The sequence below is a fragment of the Alkalimonas sp. genome (genome assembly GCF_020831925.1).
Lineage (GTDB): Bacteria > Pseudomonadota > Gammaproteobacteria > Enterobacterales > Alteromonadaceae > Alkalimonas.
This window is the reverse complement of the sequence record NZ_JAFIFQ010000021.1, coordinates 1-19,430: the sequence shown is the minus strand read 5'-3', so window position 1 is coordinate 19,430 and position 19,430 is coordinate 1. Positions and strand designations below refer to the sequence as shown.

Annotated in this window: 16 protein-coding genes; 8 read left to right on the top strand and 8 right to left on the bottom strand. The window is 54.5% G+C overall.

All coding sequences use genetic code 11. From position 1 onward, the window contains the following. Positions 1-8: 8 nt before the first annotated feature. The gene (locus tag JJU14_RS08395; RefSeq protein WP_228612502.1) at positions 9-2,054 is read right to left on the bottom strand and encodes a TonB-dependent receptor; all 2,046 of its coding nucleotides are present in this window, start codon (positions 2,052-2,054) and stop codon (positions 9-11) included. Positions 2,055-2,208: 154 nt separating this feature from the next. Here JJU14_RS08395 and folE2 point away from each other — a divergent pair, with 154 nt between their 5' ends. From folE2 to JJU14_RS08370, 5 genes are all read left to right on the top strand, one after another. Further along, positions 2,209-3,123: a GTP cyclohydrolase FolE2 gene (gene folE2, locus JJU14_RS08390; protein WP_228612501.1), complete on the top strand. Its 915-nt coding sequence runs from the start codon at positions 2,209-2,211 to the stop codon at positions 3,121-3,123. Further along, the gene (locus JJU14_RS08385) at positions 3,120-4,481 is read left to right on the top strand and encodes a dihydroorotase (RefSeq protein WP_228612499.1); all 1,362 of its coding nucleotides are present in this window, start codon (positions 3,120-3,122) and stop codon (positions 4,479-4,481) included. The genes folE2 and JJU14_RS08385 overlap by 4 nt, the downstream gene beginning before the upstream one ends. 85 nt (positions 4,482-4,566) lie before the next feature. Beyond that, positions 4,567-6,117 (top strand): AbgT family transporter, encoded by a 1,551-nt coding sequence (locus tag JJU14_RS08380; protein ID WP_228612497.1) that lies wholly within the window; start codon positions 4,567-4,569, stop codon positions 6,115-6,117. Between the two features lie 146 nt (positions 6,118-6,263). Next, positions 6,264-7,487, top strand: coding sequence for a zinc metallochaperone GTPase ZigA (zigA, locus tag JJU14_RS08375; RefSeq protein ID WP_228612495.1), 1,224 nt, complete (start codon positions 6,264-6,266; stop codon positions 7,485-7,487). Further along, positions 7,484-8,095, top strand: a complete 612-nt coding sequence (locus tag JJU14_RS08370) for a DUF1826 domain-containing protein (RefSeq protein WP_228612493.1) — start codon at positions 7,484-7,486, stop codon at positions 8,093-8,095. Before zigA ends, JJU14_RS08370 begins: the two co-directional genes overlap by 4 nt. 7 nt (positions 8,096-8,102) lie before the next feature. On the opposite strand, the gene JJU14_RS08365 is transcribed toward JJU14_RS08370, so the two are convergent. After that, positions 8,103-8,813: a transporter substrate-binding domain-containing protein gene (locus tag JJU14_RS08365; RefSeq protein ID WP_228612491.1), complete on the bottom strand. Its 711-nt coding sequence runs from the start codon at positions 8,811-8,813 to the stop codon at positions 8,103-8,105. A gap of 157 nt (positions 8,814-8,970) precedes the next feature. Here JJU14_RS08365 and JJU14_RS08360 point away from each other — a divergent pair, with 157 nt between their 5' ends. Continuing rightward, positions 8,971-10,578: a HAMP domain-containing sensor histidine kinase gene (locus JJU14_RS08360; protein WP_228612489.1), complete on the top strand. Its 1,608-nt coding sequence runs from the start codon at positions 8,971-8,973 to the stop codon at positions 10,576-10,578. Then, on the top strand, positions 10,559-11,233 hold the full coding sequence (locus tag JJU14_RS08355; RefSeq protein WP_228612487.1) for a response regulator transcription factor: 675 nt from the start codon (positions 10,559-10,561) through the stop codon (positions 11,231-11,233). Before JJU14_RS08360 ends, JJU14_RS08355 begins: the two co-directional genes overlap by 20 nt. A gap of 134 nt (positions 11,234-11,367) precedes the next feature. Here the strand turns inward: JJU14_RS08355 and JJU14_RS08350 are convergent, their stop codons facing one another. The 5 genes from JJU14_RS08350 to JJU14_RS08330 all read right to left on the bottom strand — a co-directional run bounded on the left by JJU14_RS08350 (position 11,368) and on the right by JJU14_RS08330 (position 17,581). Then, positions 11,368-11,925, bottom strand: a complete 558-nt coding sequence (locus JJU14_RS08350; RefSeq protein ID WP_228612485.1) for a phosphoribosyl-AMP cyclohydrolase — start codon at positions 11,923-11,925, stop codon at positions 11,368-11,370. Positions 11,926-12,085: 160 nt separating this feature from the next. Next, positions 12,086-12,604, bottom strand: coding sequence for a response regulator (locus tag JJU14_RS08345; protein ID WP_228612483.1), 519 nt, complete (start codon positions 12,602-12,604; stop codon positions 12,086-12,088). Continuing rightward, positions 12,601-13,920, bottom strand: coding sequence for a HAMP domain-containing sensor histidine kinase (locus JJU14_RS08340; RefSeq protein ID WP_228612481.1), 1,320 nt, complete (start codon positions 13,918-13,920; stop codon positions 12,601-12,603). Before JJU14_RS08340 ends, JJU14_RS08345 begins: the two co-directional genes overlap by 4 nt. A gap of 148 nt (positions 13,921-14,068) precedes the next feature. Then, complete coding sequence (locus JJU14_RS08335; protein WP_228612479.1) at positions 14,069-15,505, bottom strand: PepSY domain-containing protein; 1,437 nt, start codon at positions 15,503-15,505, stop codon at positions 14,069-14,071. A gap of 24 nt (positions 15,506-15,529) precedes the next feature. Further along, complete coding sequence (locus JJU14_RS08330; protein WP_228612477.1) at positions 15,530-17,581, bottom strand: TonB-dependent receptor; 2,052 nt, start codon at positions 17,579-17,581, stop codon at positions 15,530-15,532. Positions 17,582-17,805: 224 nt separating this feature from the next. Here JJU14_RS08330 and JJU14_RS08325 point away from each other — a divergent pair, with 224 nt between their 5' ends. Further along, positions 17,806-18,873 carry a linear amide C-N hydrolase gene (locus JJU14_RS08325; RefSeq protein WP_228612475.1) on the top strand — a complete coding sequence of 356 codons (1,068 nt, stop codon included), beginning with the start codon at positions 17,806-17,808 and terminating at the stop codon, positions 18,871-18,873. A gap of 36 nt (positions 18,874-18,909) precedes the next feature. Here the strand turns inward: JJU14_RS08325 and JJU14_RS08320 are convergent. Then, on the bottom strand, positions 18,910-19,430 hold a 521-nt coding region (locus JJU14_RS08320), incomplete at its 5' end, for a ZIP family metal transporter (protein ID WP_228612473.1).

Here is a 19,430-nt window from a genome sequence, read left to right as displayed (position 1 = left end):
CAGAAAGATCAGAAACGCAGCTGCAGTCCAACCGTCAGATTACGGCCAGCCAAAGGTGCATCCTCTTTGATAAAGGAGCTGTGCACAAAGGCCAGCTGATTGCTCAGGTTTTGCGCTTTGGCAAAAGCCATCAGCTCCCATTGCTGCCAGCTGAAATGGTAATTCAGCGCGGCTTCTACCAAGGTGTAACTATCGGTCGCTGTTTCATTATCAGCCACCTTGTTTTGGCGGCCATGATGCATCACGCCAAGCTGAGCCGTCCACTGATCCGCGGTGAACTGGTACTCGGCGCCTAGCCTAAAGGGTGGGATCCGCGGCAGATTGCCACCATCCTTTAACCGGGCCCGCACCAGATCGCCCATCAGGCTCAGTTGGTGATCCGGTGCCAGTTGCCAGCGCACACTGGCCTCGGCGCCATGCAAACGGGCATCGTCCTGACGGTATTGATAAGCATCAAAGCCGGCAATTTCAAAACCCAAATTGCTTAGATAGGCAAAATCATCAATCTGATTGTAAAACAGATTCAGTTGATAGCTGACCTGCTCCAACTGACCACGCAGTCCAAGATCCACATTGTTGGCCCGCTCTGCTTTGGACAGACTAGCATCACTGAGGATTTCGGTCTGGCCGTCGCTGTGACTGACCTGATAAGCAGTGCCGATTTCGTAAGAACGTGTCCCGACATGAATGCCATTGGCATAGAGCTCGTTAGCGCCGGGGGCCCGCTGCGCCTGACTAAAGGCGGCGGTCACCTGATGGTGCCCGGTCAATTGATACACAGCACCCACCGACCAGCTGAACAGGTTAAAAGGATCGCGGATATCGCGCACTCCAATAGCATCTTCTACGGCGGTGGCTTTTTGGGTCAGACGCTCATAGCGGCTGCCAAACTCAAACTTGAGATCGCCGAAGCTTTTTTCCTGCAACAGGAATAATGCATGGCTGTCGGTATCGGTATTGGGGGTAAAGGCCTCTTCACCAAGGGCTTCATAATCCCGCTTAGTACCGTGATAACCGACAATGCCGCGCCAACCATCACCCAGCAAGTAGGTACCGGTCAACCGCAGCTCCCACTGCTTGCTGGTAAACTCGGTTTCGGCTTCGCCTTCATCGTATTCCGCATGATCGTAGTCGGTGAAGGCCACATCGACCGTTACCAGCTCCCAGCTGGCATGCTGAGGCTGGTACTCTGCCGCCAAAGCCAGTCGTTGCTGGTTCAGTTTAATCAACTCGCCTTCATCGTCATCCAGTGGATCCTGCGGCCCTTCCGGCAGACCATACTCACTGCTGATGTAGCCATAGCTGATGCCAACAAAGCCCCAATCCGCTACTTTGCTGCTGCCAAGATTTAGCACCTGATGATCCGACCAGGAGTTATCCAGCCGCTTGCTACGAAAGCCATCCTCGCTCTGGTACTCTGGCACCCGATAATCATTGCCTTTGCGGTAATAACCATCGGCATGAAAAGCCAGCGTCTCTGCTGCGCTGTCATGGGCAAAGGCCAGTGAGCGCTCGGCCGCCGCGCTATTCAACCGGCCCTGCAGCACCGTTTCTGCCTGCGGCTGCGCAGTACGCGGAATACGGTTGTCCACCACATTGATCACCCCACCGATAGCACCACTGCCATACAATAAGGTGGCTGGGCCACGCAATACTTCGATTTGCTGCGCGGTGATGGCATCAGCAGTGATGGTATGATCCGGCCCCTCACGCGACACATCACCGGTGCTCATGCCATTGTGGATCACCTGCACCCTGGGGCCATCCAGGCCGCGGATCACAGGGCTGGAAGCAACAGGGCCAAAATAATTGCCATGCACACCCGGCTCAAATTTGAGGGTTTCGCCGATGCTGGCTTCGGTACGGCGTACCAGATCATCGCCGCTTAGCACCGACACCGGCCCGGCCATCTCCACCACATCACGCCGCAAACCAGAGGCACGCACTTCGATGCGTTCCAGCCGGGCATCATCGTCCAGCACCAGCTCACCAGCCCAAAGTCCTTGCGGTAATGCCAGCAGCACAGCTGTGGTCAATATGCTTGGTTTTAGCATTACATTGCTCCGTATTCGACGGTTTAAAAAGTGCCCGCATGCTAAAGCAAGCCAGGCTGCATCGCAAGGAAACTGCGATAAAGCCGCCTGCAGCGGCGATAAAATGTGATAGTATCACATTTTATCGCCGACTCAATTCTTGTAGGAGACCGCCATGCCCCAGGCCGAACTGCCTGATATCACCACCCAAGCCTTGCAAAACCCGGGCTGCGCCCTCGACGAAGTGGGTATGCAGCATATTGATCTGTTACTGCAACTGTCGGATGCCGGCGATGCCATCCTGCAGCCTGCTAAGGCCAGCCTTGGCATCAATTTGCCACAGTCAGATGCCCGCGGTATTCATATGTCGCGGCTGTATCGCTTGTTGCACGATTACGCCGGGCAACAGCTCTGTAGCCCGGCCAGCCTCAAGCTGCTGCTGGAGCAGCTGTTGCACAGCCATCAGGATTGCCAGAGCAATCAGGTGAGACTGGCGCTATCCTTCGAGCGCTTATGCAAGCGCCCGGCACTGCTCAGCCCCGGCCTTGCCGGTTGGCGCAGCTACCCGGTAACCCTGACCGCCAGCCTTAAACCGACAGGGTTTAGCCTGAACCTGGGCATTGAAGTACAGTACTCCTCGACTTGCCCCTGCTCCGCGGCGCTCAGCCGCCAGTTGCTGCAACAAAAGTTTCTGGCCGATTTTGCTGGCGAGCAGCTGCCAAAATCCGATGTCGCCGCCTGGCTGCTGCAACACGGTAGTTATGCCACACCGCATAGCCAACGCAGTCTTGCAAAGATTGAAGTGAAGTTGGCAGACCTTGCAACCAGCTTTGCCATCAGCCCCTTGATCAATATGGCAGAGGCCAGCCTGGCCACCCCGGTACAAACCGCTGTTAAACGGGCCGACGAACAGGAGTTTGCCCGCTTAAACGGTGCCAATCTGATGTTTGTAGAAGACGCCGCCCGGCGGCTGGAAGCCAGCCTTAGACCCCATTACCAACAGTTCAACATCGAAGTCTGTCATCTGGAAAGTTTGCATCCGCACGATGCCATGGCCCGGGTTCGCTACCCAAAGGAGAGCGCAGCATGACTCCCAATGAATTTTTGCAACGCACAGCATTACAACAAGCCGATTTACTGATCAAAGACGCCACCCTGCTCACCCCAGCTGGCGAGCAACAAGCCGATGTGGCAGTGATTGCCGGTCGTATCGCCGCACTCGGAGCTGCCAACTGGCAGGCCGACAAAGTGCTTGATGCCAAAGGCCTACATCTGCTGCCTGGTGTGATTGATACTCAGGTGCACTTTCGTGAACCCGGCCTAACCCACAAGGAAGACATCGCCCATGGCAGCAAAGGGGCGGTACTGGGCGGTGTGACTGGCTTTTTTGAAATGCCCAACACCAACCCACTGACCTTATCGGCCAGTTGTTTGCAGGAAAAGCTAACCATCGCGGCTAAACACAGTTACTGCCATTACGCTTTTTACATCGGCGGCAGTGCTGCCAACCTTGGGCAGCTGGCAACCCTGGAGCAATTGCCCGGCTGCGCCGGCATCAAAGTCTTTATGGGCAGCTCTTTTGGTGACTTGTTGGCAGAACAGGATGAATTGCTGCTGAAGATTTTGCAAGATGGCCGGCGCCGGGTGGCGATTCATGCCGAAGATGAGGCCAGATTACGGCAACGCAAAACGCTGACAGGAGGCGACGTTGCTAATCACCCGCTATGGCGCGATGCAAAAAGTGCCTTGCTGGCCACCAGGCGCATAATCGCCTTAGCGGAGCAAACTGACAGGCCGCTGCATATTCTGCATGTCTCCACCGCCGAGGAAATGGCTTACCTCGCTGCCTTTAAACACAGAGTCACGGTAGAAACCACACCGCACCATCTCACTTTGGTAGCACCGGATTGTTACCAGCGCCTGGGCAGCCTGGCGCAGATGAATCCACCGGTACGCGATGCACTGCATCAGCAAGGCTTATGGCAGGGCATTGCCGATGGCACGGTCGATATCCTTGGCAGCGATCATGCTCCCCATACACTGGCAGAAAAAAACCAGGCCTACCCGGACTCGCCAAGCGGCATGACCGGCGTACAAACCCTGCTGCCGGTGATGCTGAACCATGTCGCCAAAGGGCGACTCAGCCTGCAGCGACTGGTAGATCTGACCAGCAGCAGTCCGGCACGCATTTTTGGCCTGACCGGTAAAGGCCGGCTGGCCGTGGGTTACGATGCCGATTTCACCCTGGTCGATCTAAAGGCACAGCGGCAAATCGACAACAGCTGGATTGCCAGCAAAGCCGGCTGGACGCCTTATCATGGCGAACAAGTCACTGGCTGGCCTATCGCTACCGTAATAGGTGGCCAAGTGGCGATGCAGCACGATGAGATCCTGACCGGCCCTATTGGCAAGCCATTTTTATTTGCCGATGGACTGGTGAACACTTAGCCTCCATGGCTCTGACTTGCCTGCAGCCTGCTTTTCTTTTAGGCTGCGGTCATTTTTAATCAAATTATTCCAACACGAGGCTCCTGTGACAAACTCGGTATCAGATACACAAACCGGCTTTATTGCCTTTGTCGAGCGGGTGGGGAGACGCATCCCCGATCCGGTTATCATTTTCATTTACTTCCTGGCAGGTGCATTGGTACTGACCGCCCTAATTGGCGGCCTTACCTTTGAAACCCATGGTGCGGGCGGCGTGCCTGTGGTGCATGAAATCAACAACATGCTGGCCAGGGAAAATGTGATCTGGTTGTTTGACAATGCCTTGCTGACCAACTGGCTGGGCTTTGGTGGTGGCGTTCTTGGGGTGATTTTGATTGTCATGCTGGGGGTTGGTATTGCCGAGCATTCCGGCCTCTTTGCTGCTGTGCTGAAAAAAGTCAGCCGGGGCCTGCCAGTCAAACTGCTGCCGCTGTTTCTGGTTTTTATCGGAATTATGAGCTCCATCGCCACCGATGCCGGCTATCTGATCCTGATCCCGCTGGCTGGCTTGCTGTATGCCGGGCTGGGCAAAAACCCACTGATCGGCATGGCAGCGGCCTTTGCCGGTGTATCCGCCGGTTTTAGTGCCAACCTGATCCCAGCCACTCCGATCGATGTCATTATCGGCGTCAATGCCCAGGTATTTGCCGAAGCCCAGGGCGTCCCCTTCGTCAACGCAGCCGGCGAAGCGTTAACACCAGCCACCATGCACTACTACTTCATTCTGGTGTCCACTTTTGTACTGGCTGCAGTGGGCGCCTGGGTCACCCTGAAGTTTGTCGGTCCACGGCTGGAGCAAAAGGCCTTTACCGTGCCCGAAGAGCTGAAAATCTCAGACTTTGATGTTACCCCACAAGAGCAGCGTGGTTTACGTGCTTCCGGTATTGCTCTGTTGCTGGCGTTACTGGCCGTGTTTGGGCTGGCGATTGGCCCGCTGGCGCCTTATACCAATGACGCTGGCCAGCAAATCACACCTTACCTGAACAATGTGATTTTACTGATTACCTTTGTGTTTGCGGCCGTAGGTATTGCCTTTGGTGTCGCCAGCGGTAAGTTTGGCAGCATGATGGATGTGGTGAAAGCCATGGTCAAACAAATGGATACCATGGGTTATATTCTGGTGCTGACCTTCTTTTGCTACAACTTTTTAGGCGTGCTTAGTTACAGTGGCCTGGGAGCTTACATCACCTATTTAGGTGCCAATGCCCTGATTGCGCTTGGGCTGCAAAGTTATCCGGTGCTGCTGTTGATTGGCTTTGTGCTGGTTACCGCCATCATTAATCTTTTTGTCGGTGGCCTCACCTCGAAATGGATGCTGCTGGGTCCGATTTTTATTCCGATGCTCTATGTGGTGAACCCCGCCATGACGCCGGATTTAGTGGCCGCCGCCTTTCGGGTTGCGGATTCAGCCACCAATATCATTACCCCGATGATGAGCTATGCCGGCATCATTCTGGCCTTTATGCGCAAGTACAATCCGGAACTTAGCTTTGGTGAAATGATTGCCATGATGCTGCCCTACTCCATCGCCTTTATGCTGGTCTGGATAGCGCTGTTGGTTGGCTTTTTCAGTTTTGGCATTCCGCTCGGTTTCTAAGTATTTGGATACAGCAGCACAGCGGCTAGTGACATCCGCTGTGCTGCGCTAGCCATGTACTTGCTGGCTTCGCATGTTCACACTGGACTCCACAGACCAGCATGCTACCATAGTAATGTTATACCATCACATTTCTCGAGGTAGCTATGGCCCCAATCCCGGCATCAACGCCGTTACCAGTTACGGTACTATCAGGTTTTCTGGGCGCCGGTAAAACCACCCTGCTCAATCATATTCTGCATAACCGGGATGGTTTGCGCATTGCGGTGATCGTCAACGATATGAGTGATATCAATATCGATGCTGCCCAGATCAATAAAGAAGTCAGCCTGAACCGGGCGGAAGAAAAACTGGTCGAAATGAGTAATGGCTGCATTTGCTGTACGCTGCGGGAAGATTTGCTGCTGGAAATTGGCAAATTGGCGCAGGAAGGCCGCTTTGAGTACCTGGTGATCGAGTCCACCGGTATTTCCGAGCCACTGCCCATTGCCGAAACTTTTACCTTTGAACACGAAGATGGCAGCCGCCTGGGCGATATTGCCCGGCTGGATACCATGGTGACGGTGGTGGATGCGGTAAATTTTATGCAGGATTATCAGCAAGCCAAGGATCTCCACAGTACCGGGGAGAGCCTGGGCGAAGAGGACGAGCGCAGTGTCGCCGACTTACTGATTGAACAAGTCGAGTTTTGCGATGTGCTGGTGATTAGCAAAACCGATTTGGTCAGTGCTGAGCAGTTGGCCAGCCTGCAAGCCATCTTAAAGAGCCTGAACCCCAGAGCACAGCAGGTGCTGGCCGAACATGGCAAGGTTCCGCTTGCACGCATTATCAATACCGCTTTGTTTGATTTTGAACAAGCCGCCCAGGCACCGGGCTGGCTGCAAGAATTGCGGGGCGAGCATCAGCCAGAGACCGAAGAGTATGGCATCAGTAGTTTCAGTTATACGGCCCGCCGTCCTTTTCACCCGGCACGTTTTCATGCTTTTTTGCATCAGGACTGGCCCACCGGGCGCTTATTACGCTCCAAAGGGTATTTCTGGCTGGCAGCCTCACCGGATTATGCCTGGCAATGGCATCAGGCGGGCGGTATCGCCCGTTATGGGATGGCCGGCTTATTCTGGCAAGCCGTGCCGCAAGACCAGTGGCCTGATGATGACGAGACCAGAGCAGCAATTCTGGCCCAGTTTGAGCAGCCGTTTGGCGACTGCCGCCAGGAGCTGGTTTTTATCGGCCAGCAACTGGATAAAACCAGCATGCTGGCCCAGCTTGATGCCGCCCTGCTGACCGATGCAGAACTGGCATTGGGTGAAGCAGGCTGGCTGCTGCTGGACAATCCGTTTCAGCCAACTGACCTGGAAGCAATGGCATGACCCCTTTAACCGCCTTTCGGCCTGAGCAGACTCAACCAGAAACGCTTCGCTTTGCCCGGCAATGCTTAAGCCCGGAGCCAGAGGGGTTGACCGGGATTTTTCAGCCGGATGTGAACCTGGCGGTCTGGCAGCGCACTTTGTCAGCACCGCTGACAGACTATGCTCACTTCTTACTCCACAATCTGCCATTACCGCTGCAGCAGATGCTACCGGTCAGCGCTATTGCAGCAGATACCGGTAAGCAGCTGCCTGATGGGCCAGGCAAAGCCGCGTTTATTGCCGATCTGGTGCAAATAGCCGAGATGTTTGCCTGCCTGATGGATTGCCCGCAGCTTGGCCTACGCCTGCGGGTACTGGATCAGCCCATGTGCCCCAGGTTTCATACCGATCATCTGGTCTGTCGTTTGGTGTGTACCTACACAGGCCCGGCGACTGAGTGGCATGCCGGTCCGGTCACAGCTGCCGAGCCAGCCCGGCAACTGCAAAGCGGCGATGTTGCGCTGCTTAAAGGCAGCGGTTGGGAGGACAGCGCCTGTTACGCCATCAGCCACCGCTCACCGGCCAGTCCTGAAAGCAGGCTGTTGCTGACGCTGGATCCGGTGTTCTAAAACAGAGCTAACGATAACGTTGGACAATCTGCTCCAGCACCCCGTTGGCTTTGAGGTGCTTTAGACTGTCATTGAGATTTTGAATCACTGTTTTATCTGTGTCTGGATGACAGGCCATCCAAAGCTCAAAGGCTTGCTCGCTGGTTGCTATCGGATAGAGCTGCATCGCATTTTGTGCGGCAATATAAGGGCCGCCGATGGAGCCTGCCAACCAAAGATCAATCCTGCCAATTTGTAGCATGGACAAATTAACGGGGATCTCGGTCACTCGTTCAATACGCAACCCCAGATTGACGGCATAATCGGTATAAGCATCCTCGGCCTGCCCCCCTATTCTAAATGGTCTGGCCGAAGGAAAATCCGCAAGTTTCGGCAGCTCGGGATCCAACGAAAACAGTTGTACATACTCAGTGCTAAGCGGGCCGACCCACTGATACATATCTTCACGTTCGGCCGTTCGCACCGCAGAAAAAAAGCAGGTATTTGGCTGAACTTGGGTAAAGCGTTGTGCCCGTCCCCATGGCATCACTTCAAAGTGCCCTGCATACCCCAAATCATCCAACACCAACTGGAGTAATTCGGTGTTGATACCCCTCACTTTGCCTTCTGAGCTGTAATTCCAGGGCGCGTATTCTTCGGTGTAAAGGTTTAGCGTCCATGGTATCGAAGCTGAAGAGCTTGCCGAAAGCAGAGTCAAACCAGCGAGCAGCCCAAACACGCCCCACCCCATATGTTCGCCTTTTACTGAATTGAACTTTTATTGCTTAAGTATAGCGGCTTTACTGCAACAGCCTGGCTAAAATTAACCCGATATTCATGATCCAAAGCCTGAAAGCTCATATACTGCCTGAGAATGTTTTGCATGGGCCATACCGATGTATCTTCGCAAACTGATCGTCTCGCTGTGTATTCTGGTAGGCATTAGCCTGCTGCTCTCTGGTATTGGTTTTTGGGCCCATCAAAATTCCGAGTTTCATACCAAGCGCAACCGCATTGCCAATCAGATGCTGTCGGAGTTTATTTCACTACGAGCCGATAAACAGCGCCTAAAAGTCTGGCTGGCGGAATACTTACTGACCGACGACGCCAATACCGGCTTTCGTGATACCTTGTTTGGCCGGATGCAGCAACAATTGCACAGCCTGGATCAGCTGGCCATTCGCGATCAGCTCTACAGCACCAGCGAACAGGACTTACAGCTGATCATGCAGCAAGTCAAAGTGATCTCTTTACTGCAATCCAATCTGCACACCCTGGAACAAGCGCTGAAAACCCGTGAAATTGCCGCCTACCAGGATGATCTTCAGCGCTGGCGCACCCTGATTAGCCTGTTTGATAAGTTTCAGGACACCGATCTGTCCGAGCTGCTGCAGCAGGCCATCGCCGAACAAAAGCAACGTGCCAGCAGCACCGAAGCCGATGCGCTCTCTGCAGTACAGCAGGTGCAGCACACCATGCTGCTAATTAGCCTGCTTGGCCTGCTGTTTGCTATTTTTATCGGCTGGCATTTATCAAGAGCCTTAAGCCAGCCACTGCAGCGGCTGCTGGATGGCACCAAGCAGTTGCAGCAAGGCAACTTTGCCCATCGCATTCAGGAGCAGGGGCCAACAGAGTTTGCCGAGCTGGCCCGTCAGTTCAACCTGATGTCGGGCTACATCGAAGATTTTGCCCGTCAGGAAAAGCAAAGCCAGTTGGCCACTGAACAACGGGTGCAGGCCCGCACCGCCGAGCTGCAGCACGCGCTGGCACAACTGCATGAGGCCGAACACCGGCAAAAACAATTGTTGGCGGATATCAGCCACGAGCTGCGCACACCCGCCACCAGCATTCAGGGTGAAGCTGAAATCAGTCTGCGCGGTAAAGACAAAGACAGCGCAGAATACAAAGAGGCTTTTGGCCGTATTTTAGCCGCCAGCCAACAATTAAGCCGGCGGATTGAAGATTTGCTGTTGTTGGCCAGAGGCGAAGAGCGTTTGCTGCAGGTCAATTTACAACCTATCAGCCTGTCCACCTTTCACGCGCTGGTAACAACAACCATGCAGCAGCAACTGAGTAGCCGCTTCCAGTTAAAGCTGAGCACGCCGCCGGAGTTACCAGCCGAAGCTTGGCTGCTGCTTGATACCGACAAGTTTGCCAGTGTGCTGCGTATTATCACCGATAATGCACAGCAGTATGCCACCAGCAACCCTCAGCTGCAGCTGACCATGGCATTGAGTGACAATGAGCTGCTGCTGGAGCTGTGTGATCAGGGCATTGGCCTAAACCCAGAAGAGCAAGATCGGTTGTTTCAGCGTCATTTTCGCGGTGCCGCAGCCCGCAGCGCCCGCCCCGATGGCCTGGGTATAGGCCTTTGCATTGCCAAAGCCATTATGGAAGCGCAGGATGGCACCATAGAACTGCACGCCAATCAGCCTCAGGGCACTAAGGTACGCCTTAGCCTGCCCCTTTTTAGCGGAACCCAGCATGAAAATACTGATTATTGAAGACGACGAGAAAGTCGGCAGCTTTTTATCGCGTGGTTTAAAAGCCGAGGGCTATCTGACCTTGCTGCTGCAGGATGGCTTACATGCATTGGAGATGGTGCGGCAGTTTGAACCGGATGTGATTGTGCTGGATCGCATGCTGCCCCAACTGGATGGCCTGACGTTGTGCCAGCAAATCCGCAGCCAGAATATTCCAGCCCGCATACTGATTTTATCTGCCCTCTCCGAAGTGGATGAGCGGGTTCGGGGCCTTCGGGCCGGCGCCGATGACTACCTGGGCAAGCCTTTCCACTTTGAAGAATTACTGGCCCGGATTGAAGCCCTGGCAAAGCGCGATATCAGCAGCCAGCATCAACGTCAGTTACAGGTAGCCGATCTGGTGCTGGATTTAGACAGCATGCAAGTACAACGCGCAGGAAAAACGCTGCCATTAACTGCCAAGGAGCTCGGCATTCTGGAATTACTGATGAGCAATAGCGGCAAAGTCTATAGCCGTGAACGCATTCTAACCAATGTCTGGGGACTGAATGAGGATCCGTTAACCAACATCGTCGATGTCTATGTGGCAAGGCTTAGAAAAAAAATCGACGACCCGCACCCGGTCAAATTACTGCATACCCGGCGTGGTCTTGGTTATTGCTTACAACCAGAATAAAAAAAGCTGGCCGCAGAGGAGGGATGGCCAGCTAAAAAGGTTGGGATGAACAACTTTTCCAAAATAAACAAATGTATCAGGTTACTCAGTAAACAATGTGTATGGTGCACTGGCGTCCATGCCATTGCGCCCAATTAGTTCGCACTAAAAGGCAGTGAAGAATGATGCAACACAATGCGCAAAGCGCCCTGCTCATCCTTTTTAAAGCCCCAGGTTTTATCTACGGTGGTTACTGCACCAGTGGCATCGGTCAGCATCACATGCCCCATGGTCAGTGCTAAGTCACCATTAATGTAGACACCGGCATTGCTAAATTCATACCCTTGCCAGCCTTTTAGGGCAAACCCACTGTCGTCTGGGAAAGCCGGGTTGCCACCTACAAAATAAGCCAGAGCGCCATCGTACTCAGTCCGGAACGTTTGCTCACCACTGGCCAGCGTCGGTTTAAACAAGACAGCACCCTGGCCATAGCCATAGGCGGCATCCAGTACCTGGCGGGCTTTTTGTTCCGCCTGCTCACGACCACCACTGCTGTATGCTGAGCTGATGGCGATCAGCGCTTTGCCCCAGGCCTGCTGGGCTTGCTCGACCTCGGCCTCGGTGATGTTGTTATTGACCACAGCAGCCAGTACCTGGCTGCTTGCCATGCTCAATACTGCAATTGAAACCAGTGAAGCGACTCGAATAGACATAAGCGTTCCTTTTTCAGTTTGCTCGGGTAGCAACTCAGTGTTGCTGCACACCCACTAACTATAGCGGCAAAGCATGAATGGCAATTGCTGATAAAGATGAACAACAGGCATCGACCGGATTAAAACAAGATGAACAAGCCCGCAGCAGTGGACGGCTTCACTAAGGACGGCGTTTTTGTAACTTACGCTGCAAGGTGCGTCGATGCATCCCCAGACTGCGGGCGGTTTGCGAGATATTGCCATGGTGCTCGGCCAGCACCCGCTGGATATGCTCCCATTCCAATTGCTCAGTGCTTAGCAAACTATCGCCCGGCTTACCTGCCGGGGCTTCACAGCTTTTACCGCACAGCACCTGCTGCAGTTGCTGAAAATCCAGCGGTTTGGTTAAGTAGTCATCAGCTCCCAGCTTCACAGCCTGCACCGCATTGGCGATGCTGCCATAGCCGGTTAACAGCACGATACGACAAGCAGGCAAAGCATTGCGTAACGGCTCGATAAACTGCAGCCCGGACTGACTGGCAAAACGTAAATCCAGCAAATAGGCATCGGCCTGCTCGGCAATCAGCTGCTCGGCCAGGCAGGGTTTAGCAAAGGTAACTACCTGAAAACCGGTCTGCTCAAAGCGCCGAGCCAGGGTACGTAGTAACACCTCGTCATCATCGACCAACACCAGTTTCATCGCGGGCCTCGCGGGATAAAAATACGGGTTAAAGTGCCCTGCTGCTGATTGCTGCGCTCTACCTGGCCACCCAGGCGCTCAATGCTGGCGTTGGCCAGAAACTGGCCAATACCCAGCCCTTGTTCACTGAGCTGTGGTAATTTACCCAGCTCCTGCAGCCGCTGCTCGGATAAGCCTTCGCCATAATCCCGGATCTGAATGGTGCAACCTTCATGGCTGAGTTGCCAGTCGATATCAAGATGCGGCTGCTGGTTGGCAAGACTGGCATCGGCGGCATTATCCAAAATATTTAATAGCGCTGCCGTTAGGATTTGCGGCTCTGGCACCGAGAAATCAGTGGCCGCCAAGGCCTTGCTGCAATGGGCTTCAATATCTGGCCGGCTGGCCAGCCAGCGCTGCACCGCTTGTTCGGTCGCTGCCTGCACCGGCTCAGCCAGCTGTGGCTGGCGCAAACTGCTGGCATCCTGACGTAGCTGCTGTACAAGTTGCTGACAGCGCAGCAGCTGGCTTTGTAAATCGGTGAGCTGGGGCTGTTGGTCGGCTGGTACCTGAAGCTCTTCCACAATCAGCGCCATGGTCTGGATAGGCGTAGCCAAATCATGGGCGGTATTAGCTGCAAAGGTCGCCAGTGCCAGCATTTGCTCCTGTTGCAGCTGCTGTTGCTGCAACTGGCTGAGCACCCTGGCTTGTTGGCGAATGAGCCCGGCCTGAGCACTGATAAACCAGCTGATTAAGCCGGCCGATAGGGCAAACGCCCACCACATCTGCAGCAGGTGCTGATCAAAGCTACCATGGCTGGGACTGACGTGTGGATGCTGTTCGAAGGCAGACTGACCAGCTTGCTCTTGTTGCAGCTCGAGCCAGAGCGCACTGTGTCCGGAGCCATGCAGGCTGCCGGGGTCCCCCAAAGCCAGCAACAAACTGTAGGCCAGCAAGGCAATCAGAGCAACCAAATAGCACAGACGGCCGGGCAACAATACCGCAGCTACCGCCACGGGCAACAGCAATAAGGCAACCAAACCATTGCCAACTCCACCGCTTAGCAGCAGCATGCAACTGAGCAGCAAAATATCGCCCAGCGCATAGAGCGCATAAAGACGAATGCTGTATTGGCCAACCTTGGGTAACAAATGAAGCAGCAAATTAGAAGCAGCCTGCAAGCCCAGTAGCAGCAACAGCAAAGGCCAGGAGCTGATCGCGTAGTCCAACAACCAGGCAGTCAACATGGCCAGCGCAATAAAGGCAATCAAGCCCCAGCGAAAACGGGCCAGCTGACGCACTTGATGTTCAGGTTGCAAAGCCGATAAGGCAATCATAGCGCGGCAAGTCCAAAAAAGACGGCTGCCAGGCAGCCGTTGCAAAATGTCTTTACAGACTATCGCACAGCAGTGGAAAAGTCTGCAACAAGGATAACCGGAGCATCCGGGCTGCACCATGCGACATAGTGTCGCAGCTAAGCGTCTCTTAACGACGTGTGAGTCGCATCGCAAAGCCCATGCCGGCCATCAGCAATACCAGCAGCATCATGGCCACCACCACCTGATCGCGCCCTTCCCGCCCCAACAATGGCTGCAACAGTCCCCATTTGTGAATATAAGAAAAGCTGTAGCGCTCCCAGCGACTATTGCGGCTTTGTTGCTCGACCAAATGGCCGCTGATCGCATCAACAAAAATCCGGCCATCGGCATAATCAAGCTGCCAGACAGGTAAACGCTTGTTACGAAAATCATAATCCGGGCCAAAGCGCTGCACCAGCTGTTGCTCGGATATCGCTGCGGGCTTCAGTCCAATAAAACGCTCAGCTAACAACAAGGCATAAGAGGCATCGTCCAGCGCCGGTGCATCTGGCAGCACAGAGATATAAATCGCGCCACGCTCGGATGCCTGGCCGTCAAACCTGCTGTGCCGATCGGCTTGCTGCGCCGGATTGGATAGCGACAAACGCCAGTACCAGTGCGATGCTGGCCCCTGCACCAAACTGGCACTATTAAGCACAGCATCCGCAGGCAGTGCATTCGCTGGTAGTTGCCAGTTGTCCGGCAAAGGCTGAGCGCTGCTGGCGGTTAAGCCTAGCGTATCCGGCTTTACGTACTTGTAGGCAAAATGGTAAATGCCAGTCAGCAGGTACAGCGTCACCGGTAACACCAACAACCAGGACAGCAGATAGTGCCAGCGGCGCAGCCCGCGACGCTTTGCCTGAAACGGCAGTCGCAGCAACAGCCAGCCTCCGGTCAGGACCAGCAACAAGGCACTGCCAAGCAGCAGCGTCATTACCAGCGCTTTGAGCAGCGGCACCCTATCCAGCCACTGCCAGCTGTGCAACTGCCGGAACAGCGCTTGCAAAGTAGTTTTGTATGGATTGGTGATACCTGCCAGGCTGAGGGTTTCGGTATGAAGGTACAGGCTCAGGCCATTGTCAAAATCAACCTGCCACACGGGTAGTAAGCGATTCACCGAGGGGTAGGCGCTGTTAAATTCGGTCAGGATCCGGCTGCTTTGCACCTGTTGCTCCGGCAAGCCCGCGTAATAACTGGCCAGCCAGATCGCCATTTGCTGATCGCTGATGGCGCTGGCTTCATCGTTCAGGCTCAGGTACTGCCGTGGGTTCTGCAGATCCGAGGTCAGCTGCAACAGCACCTGCTGGCGGTACGGTACCAATTTCACCAACGACTGCGCCGTCAGCTGGCTTTGTTGCAACCTTTGCATTGCCTGGCTAAGCTCAGCTTGCGTCAGGCTGAGCGTCGGCGGTCGCATAGTGATTGCTTGTGGGCCGGTCCAGCTCATAATGGGGTGCGTGACACCTGTCAGCGCAAAGATCAGTAAGGTGATACCACCCAGCCAGAGCAGCAAACGATGCCAGCGCACCAACTGACTGGTGCGTATTGCTTTGGGTGTTTTCATGCACGCATCCTCATGCCATCTGTCTTAAAATTGCCAGCTAGCTGACACAAATACACTGCGCGGCATGCCGGGCCTATAGTCAATATCAGTAGAGCCAACCTGATTGCTGGTCAGGCTGGAATAGTTTTTGTCGGTCAGGTTCATCAGCCGCAGCGCCAGCTGCCAGTGCTCCCCCAGCTGATAGCGCGCCCGCAGGTTGAACAGATCGTGCCCTGGGTAGGTATTGGTGTTGGTCTCATCGGTGTAGTAACGGCCAACTTGCTGCCATTCCAGCTCCAGCCAAAGCCCCTCAATGCTTTGCGGCTGGTAACTCAGACTGCTTTGCCAAAGCTGGCGTGGTGCCCGGCCCACATCAAAGCCTTCAAAGTTTCGGGTTTCACTGATGGGCGGCACACAAACCGGTGGAAAGCAGCTGAACAGATACTGAAAATCACGGTATTTTTGCCGGGTAAAGGTACCACTCAGGTTCCACTGCCAGGCCTCGCCAATTTGCCAGCTGGCCATCAGCTCCAAGCCGCGGTGCGAGGTTTGCCCCGCATTGGTCACCTTGCGGGTGCTACCATCGATGTAGGTCACCACATCGTCATTAATCTGCAAATCGTAGACGCTAGCATCGAGCCGAAGTGCATGCAGCTGCGCCCGCCAGCCCAGTTCATGGTTGATGGCGGTGACCGGTTTCAGCTCAGTGGTATCTTCACTGCTGCCGGGGCGAAACACTTGCCCCACCGAAGGCACCCGAAAGGCATGACGACGATTGGCATACAGCTGCTGGTTAGCAGCCAGCTTCCAGACAATGCCCGCTTTGGGACTAAGCTGATGATAGCGAATCCGTTGTGACTCGGGGCGCAGCCAGACAGTGCGACCCACCTGCTGTGGCACTGACGGATCAAGCTGATCGACATAATCGACTTCAAACCAATCATAGCGGGCACCCAGGCTCAGTATCCATTGCTCTGAAGCAAACCATTGCAACTGAGCATAAGGTGAGATGCTGGTTTGATCGGCATCGAAGTGGTAATTGGTTCGGCCTGTCTGCTGATAGTCGACAAAAATGTCTCCCTGCATTAGCACGCTGATCTGCTGCTCACGGAAGGTCGCAGGCGTTACATCCATATCCAGCCCGGCCGTCCAGTTCAAGTCCGGTGAAATCTGTTGCGAGAATTGCGTCAGCAGCCCATAAGAGGAAAAACGGGTCGATTGCAGCACCGGATCGTAAGTTAGCATCCAGCTGGGCATCAAATCCGATCGGTTATTGCGATAAAACGGTGTCAGCATCCATTCGCTGCTTTCGGACAGCTGATAGCGCAGCTCGCCAGATAACCGAAATGCCTGCACATCACGGGTCCCCATATCGCCATGAAACAGGTTTTTGCGCGGATGGTTGGTAAAATTGGCCTGGTTTAGGCCCGAGGTGCCGCTTTGGTCAATGCGGCCAAAACTGGTCAGAGTTTTGAGTTGCAGCTGCGACGTGAGGTCGCTGTCTAAGCGCAAGCTGCTGGAAAAACGCTGATAATCGGCTTCTTCCCGAAAGCCATCGCTTTGGGTACGATTCAGTTGCAGCCGGGCCCGGTGCTGCGCGTTCAAGGCACCACTCACGGCCACCAGGCCACGTTGCCAGCCATCGCTGCCAAGCTCGGCTTGCAACCGGCCACTGAGTTCATCGGTCGGCTCAGAGGTCAGGATATTCAAAATACCGCCAATGGCATCGCTGCCATAAAGCGCTGAGCCCGGGCCCTTGGTCACTTCTACCCGGCCCGAGTTCGGCATATCAATTTCGTACAAACCATTGTGGTTAAAAAAGCCGGTCGGACGGGTCGGTAAGCCATCTTCTAAAAACAAATAGACGCCGCCGGTGCTGATGGGCTGTCGAATGGCCGTCATATGCCCTTCGCCGCCCAGATCATTGACATGCACCCCAGAGACCCGGTTTAACAGCTCGGCCGGATGACCCGGACTGACGTTGTGGATGATTTCTTCGCTGAGCACGGCCACGGACTCGGCCAAATTGACCAATGCCTGCGCCTGCCGACTGCTGGTGACTACCAAAACCTCAAACGAGGGCTCATGCCGCGGCATAACGTCCTGACCTACTGCAAGGCTTAGCGGGAGTAAACTCAAAGTCAGAACATTAGCAACCATGAATAAACCGATGATTTTATTTTATTTAATCTAACAAAGCTTCCAGCCGGAAGGGATGCGACATAATGTCGCAGCTTGCTGTGTGAAAGATGCGTACGCTGCTAAACTTGCATCATACGATTTGACCTGACAGCAGTTCCATTTACAACGGAGATGTACAGATGCGCTTTGCCCTGAAAAAACTAAGTTGCCTGCTGGCAGCTGGCACCCTCACTTTAATCACCACCACAGAGCTGGCCGAGGCCTGCACCCGGGTGATGTACAAAGGCCCGGAACAAACCATTCTGACCGGCCGCAACATGGATTTTTCCATGCCGATCCCGGCCAACCTTTGGGTGTTTCCACGGGGTATGCAGCGTCAGGGCGAAGTCGGCGAGAACAGCCTGGCATGGACTGCGAAGTACGGCAGTCTGGCAGTCAGCTCCTGGGACATTGCCACCTCGGATGGCATGAATGAGCAAGGCCTGGTCGCCAATATGCTGTGGCTGGTCGAATCCGAGTACCCGGCCTTTAGTCCACAAGGGGATAAACCGGGCCTGGCCATTTCGCTGTGGGCGCAGTATGTGCTGGATAACTTTGCCAGCGTAGCAGAAACGGTCGAAGCTTTGAGCAGAGAAGACTTTGTGGTGGTCACCGATGTGATCCCTGGCACTGACAAAATGACCACAGTGCATCTGTCGGTATCCGATGCCAGCGGTGACAGTGCCATTTTTGAGTACATCAACGGCAAGCTGGTGGTGCATCATGACCCATCCTATGTGGTGATGACCAATGATCCACCCTATGAACAGCAGCTGGCCATTCAAAAATACTGGGACAGCATTCCTGGCAACCAGTTTTTACCGGGTACGGTCAAAGCAGCCGATCGTTTTGTCCGGGCACATTATTACATCAACAGCATTCCACAAACCAGCGATCCGACCATAGCCACCGCCGGTGTTTTCAGTGTGATCCGCAATACCTCGGTGCCTTATGGCTACCAGATTGAAGGTTACCCGAATCTTTCGACCACCCAGTGGCGGGTGGTGGCCGATCAGAAGCATCTGCGTTATTTCTTTGAAACGGCATTAACACCCAATACCTTCTGGGTCGATTTAACCAAACTGGATTTCAGCGAGCAGGCCGAGGTCAAAGTGCTGCGGGCTGATCAGCGCCAGGTCTATGCCGGCGAGACCTCAGCCAAATTCAGTGCCGCCGAGCCCTTCCGGTTTCATGGTTTGACCTTCTAACTGGTCCGAAGCCGGCGGTACAAGGCTCAGCCGGCTTTAGTGTCCTTCCAGCAGCACAAAGCCGAGCATCAGGCCAAGGCCGGTAAACAAGGCCAGGTGCTGCGACAACATGCGTTGTTGCCACAAACCTTTGAGTAGCGGATAGAGGTCGATCAGGGCAATGTATAAGAAACCACCGGCGGTAATGGCCAAGAGCGCAGCCAATGGCAACACCAGCCACTGACCAGCCAGATAGAGCAGCAAAGCACCGGCAAACACCGGCAAACTGCACAGTGCATTTAACGCAATGGCACGCTTAAAGCTGGCACCGCCATGCAGCAAAATGGCCACATCCGACAGTTCTTTCGGCAGCTCATGCCAAAGTACCGCAAGGGTCGTAGCCCACCCCAGCGCCGGGTCGACCATGAAACTGGCACCGATCAAGATGCCGTCCACTGCATTGTGCAGGCCATCCCCGATTAGATTCATCTTGGCGTAGGCTGGCAGCTTTTCCCCCTGCGCAGGCAGCTCATGGCGATGCCAGTGCAGCCCCTGCTCCAGACCATGAAACAGCAAAA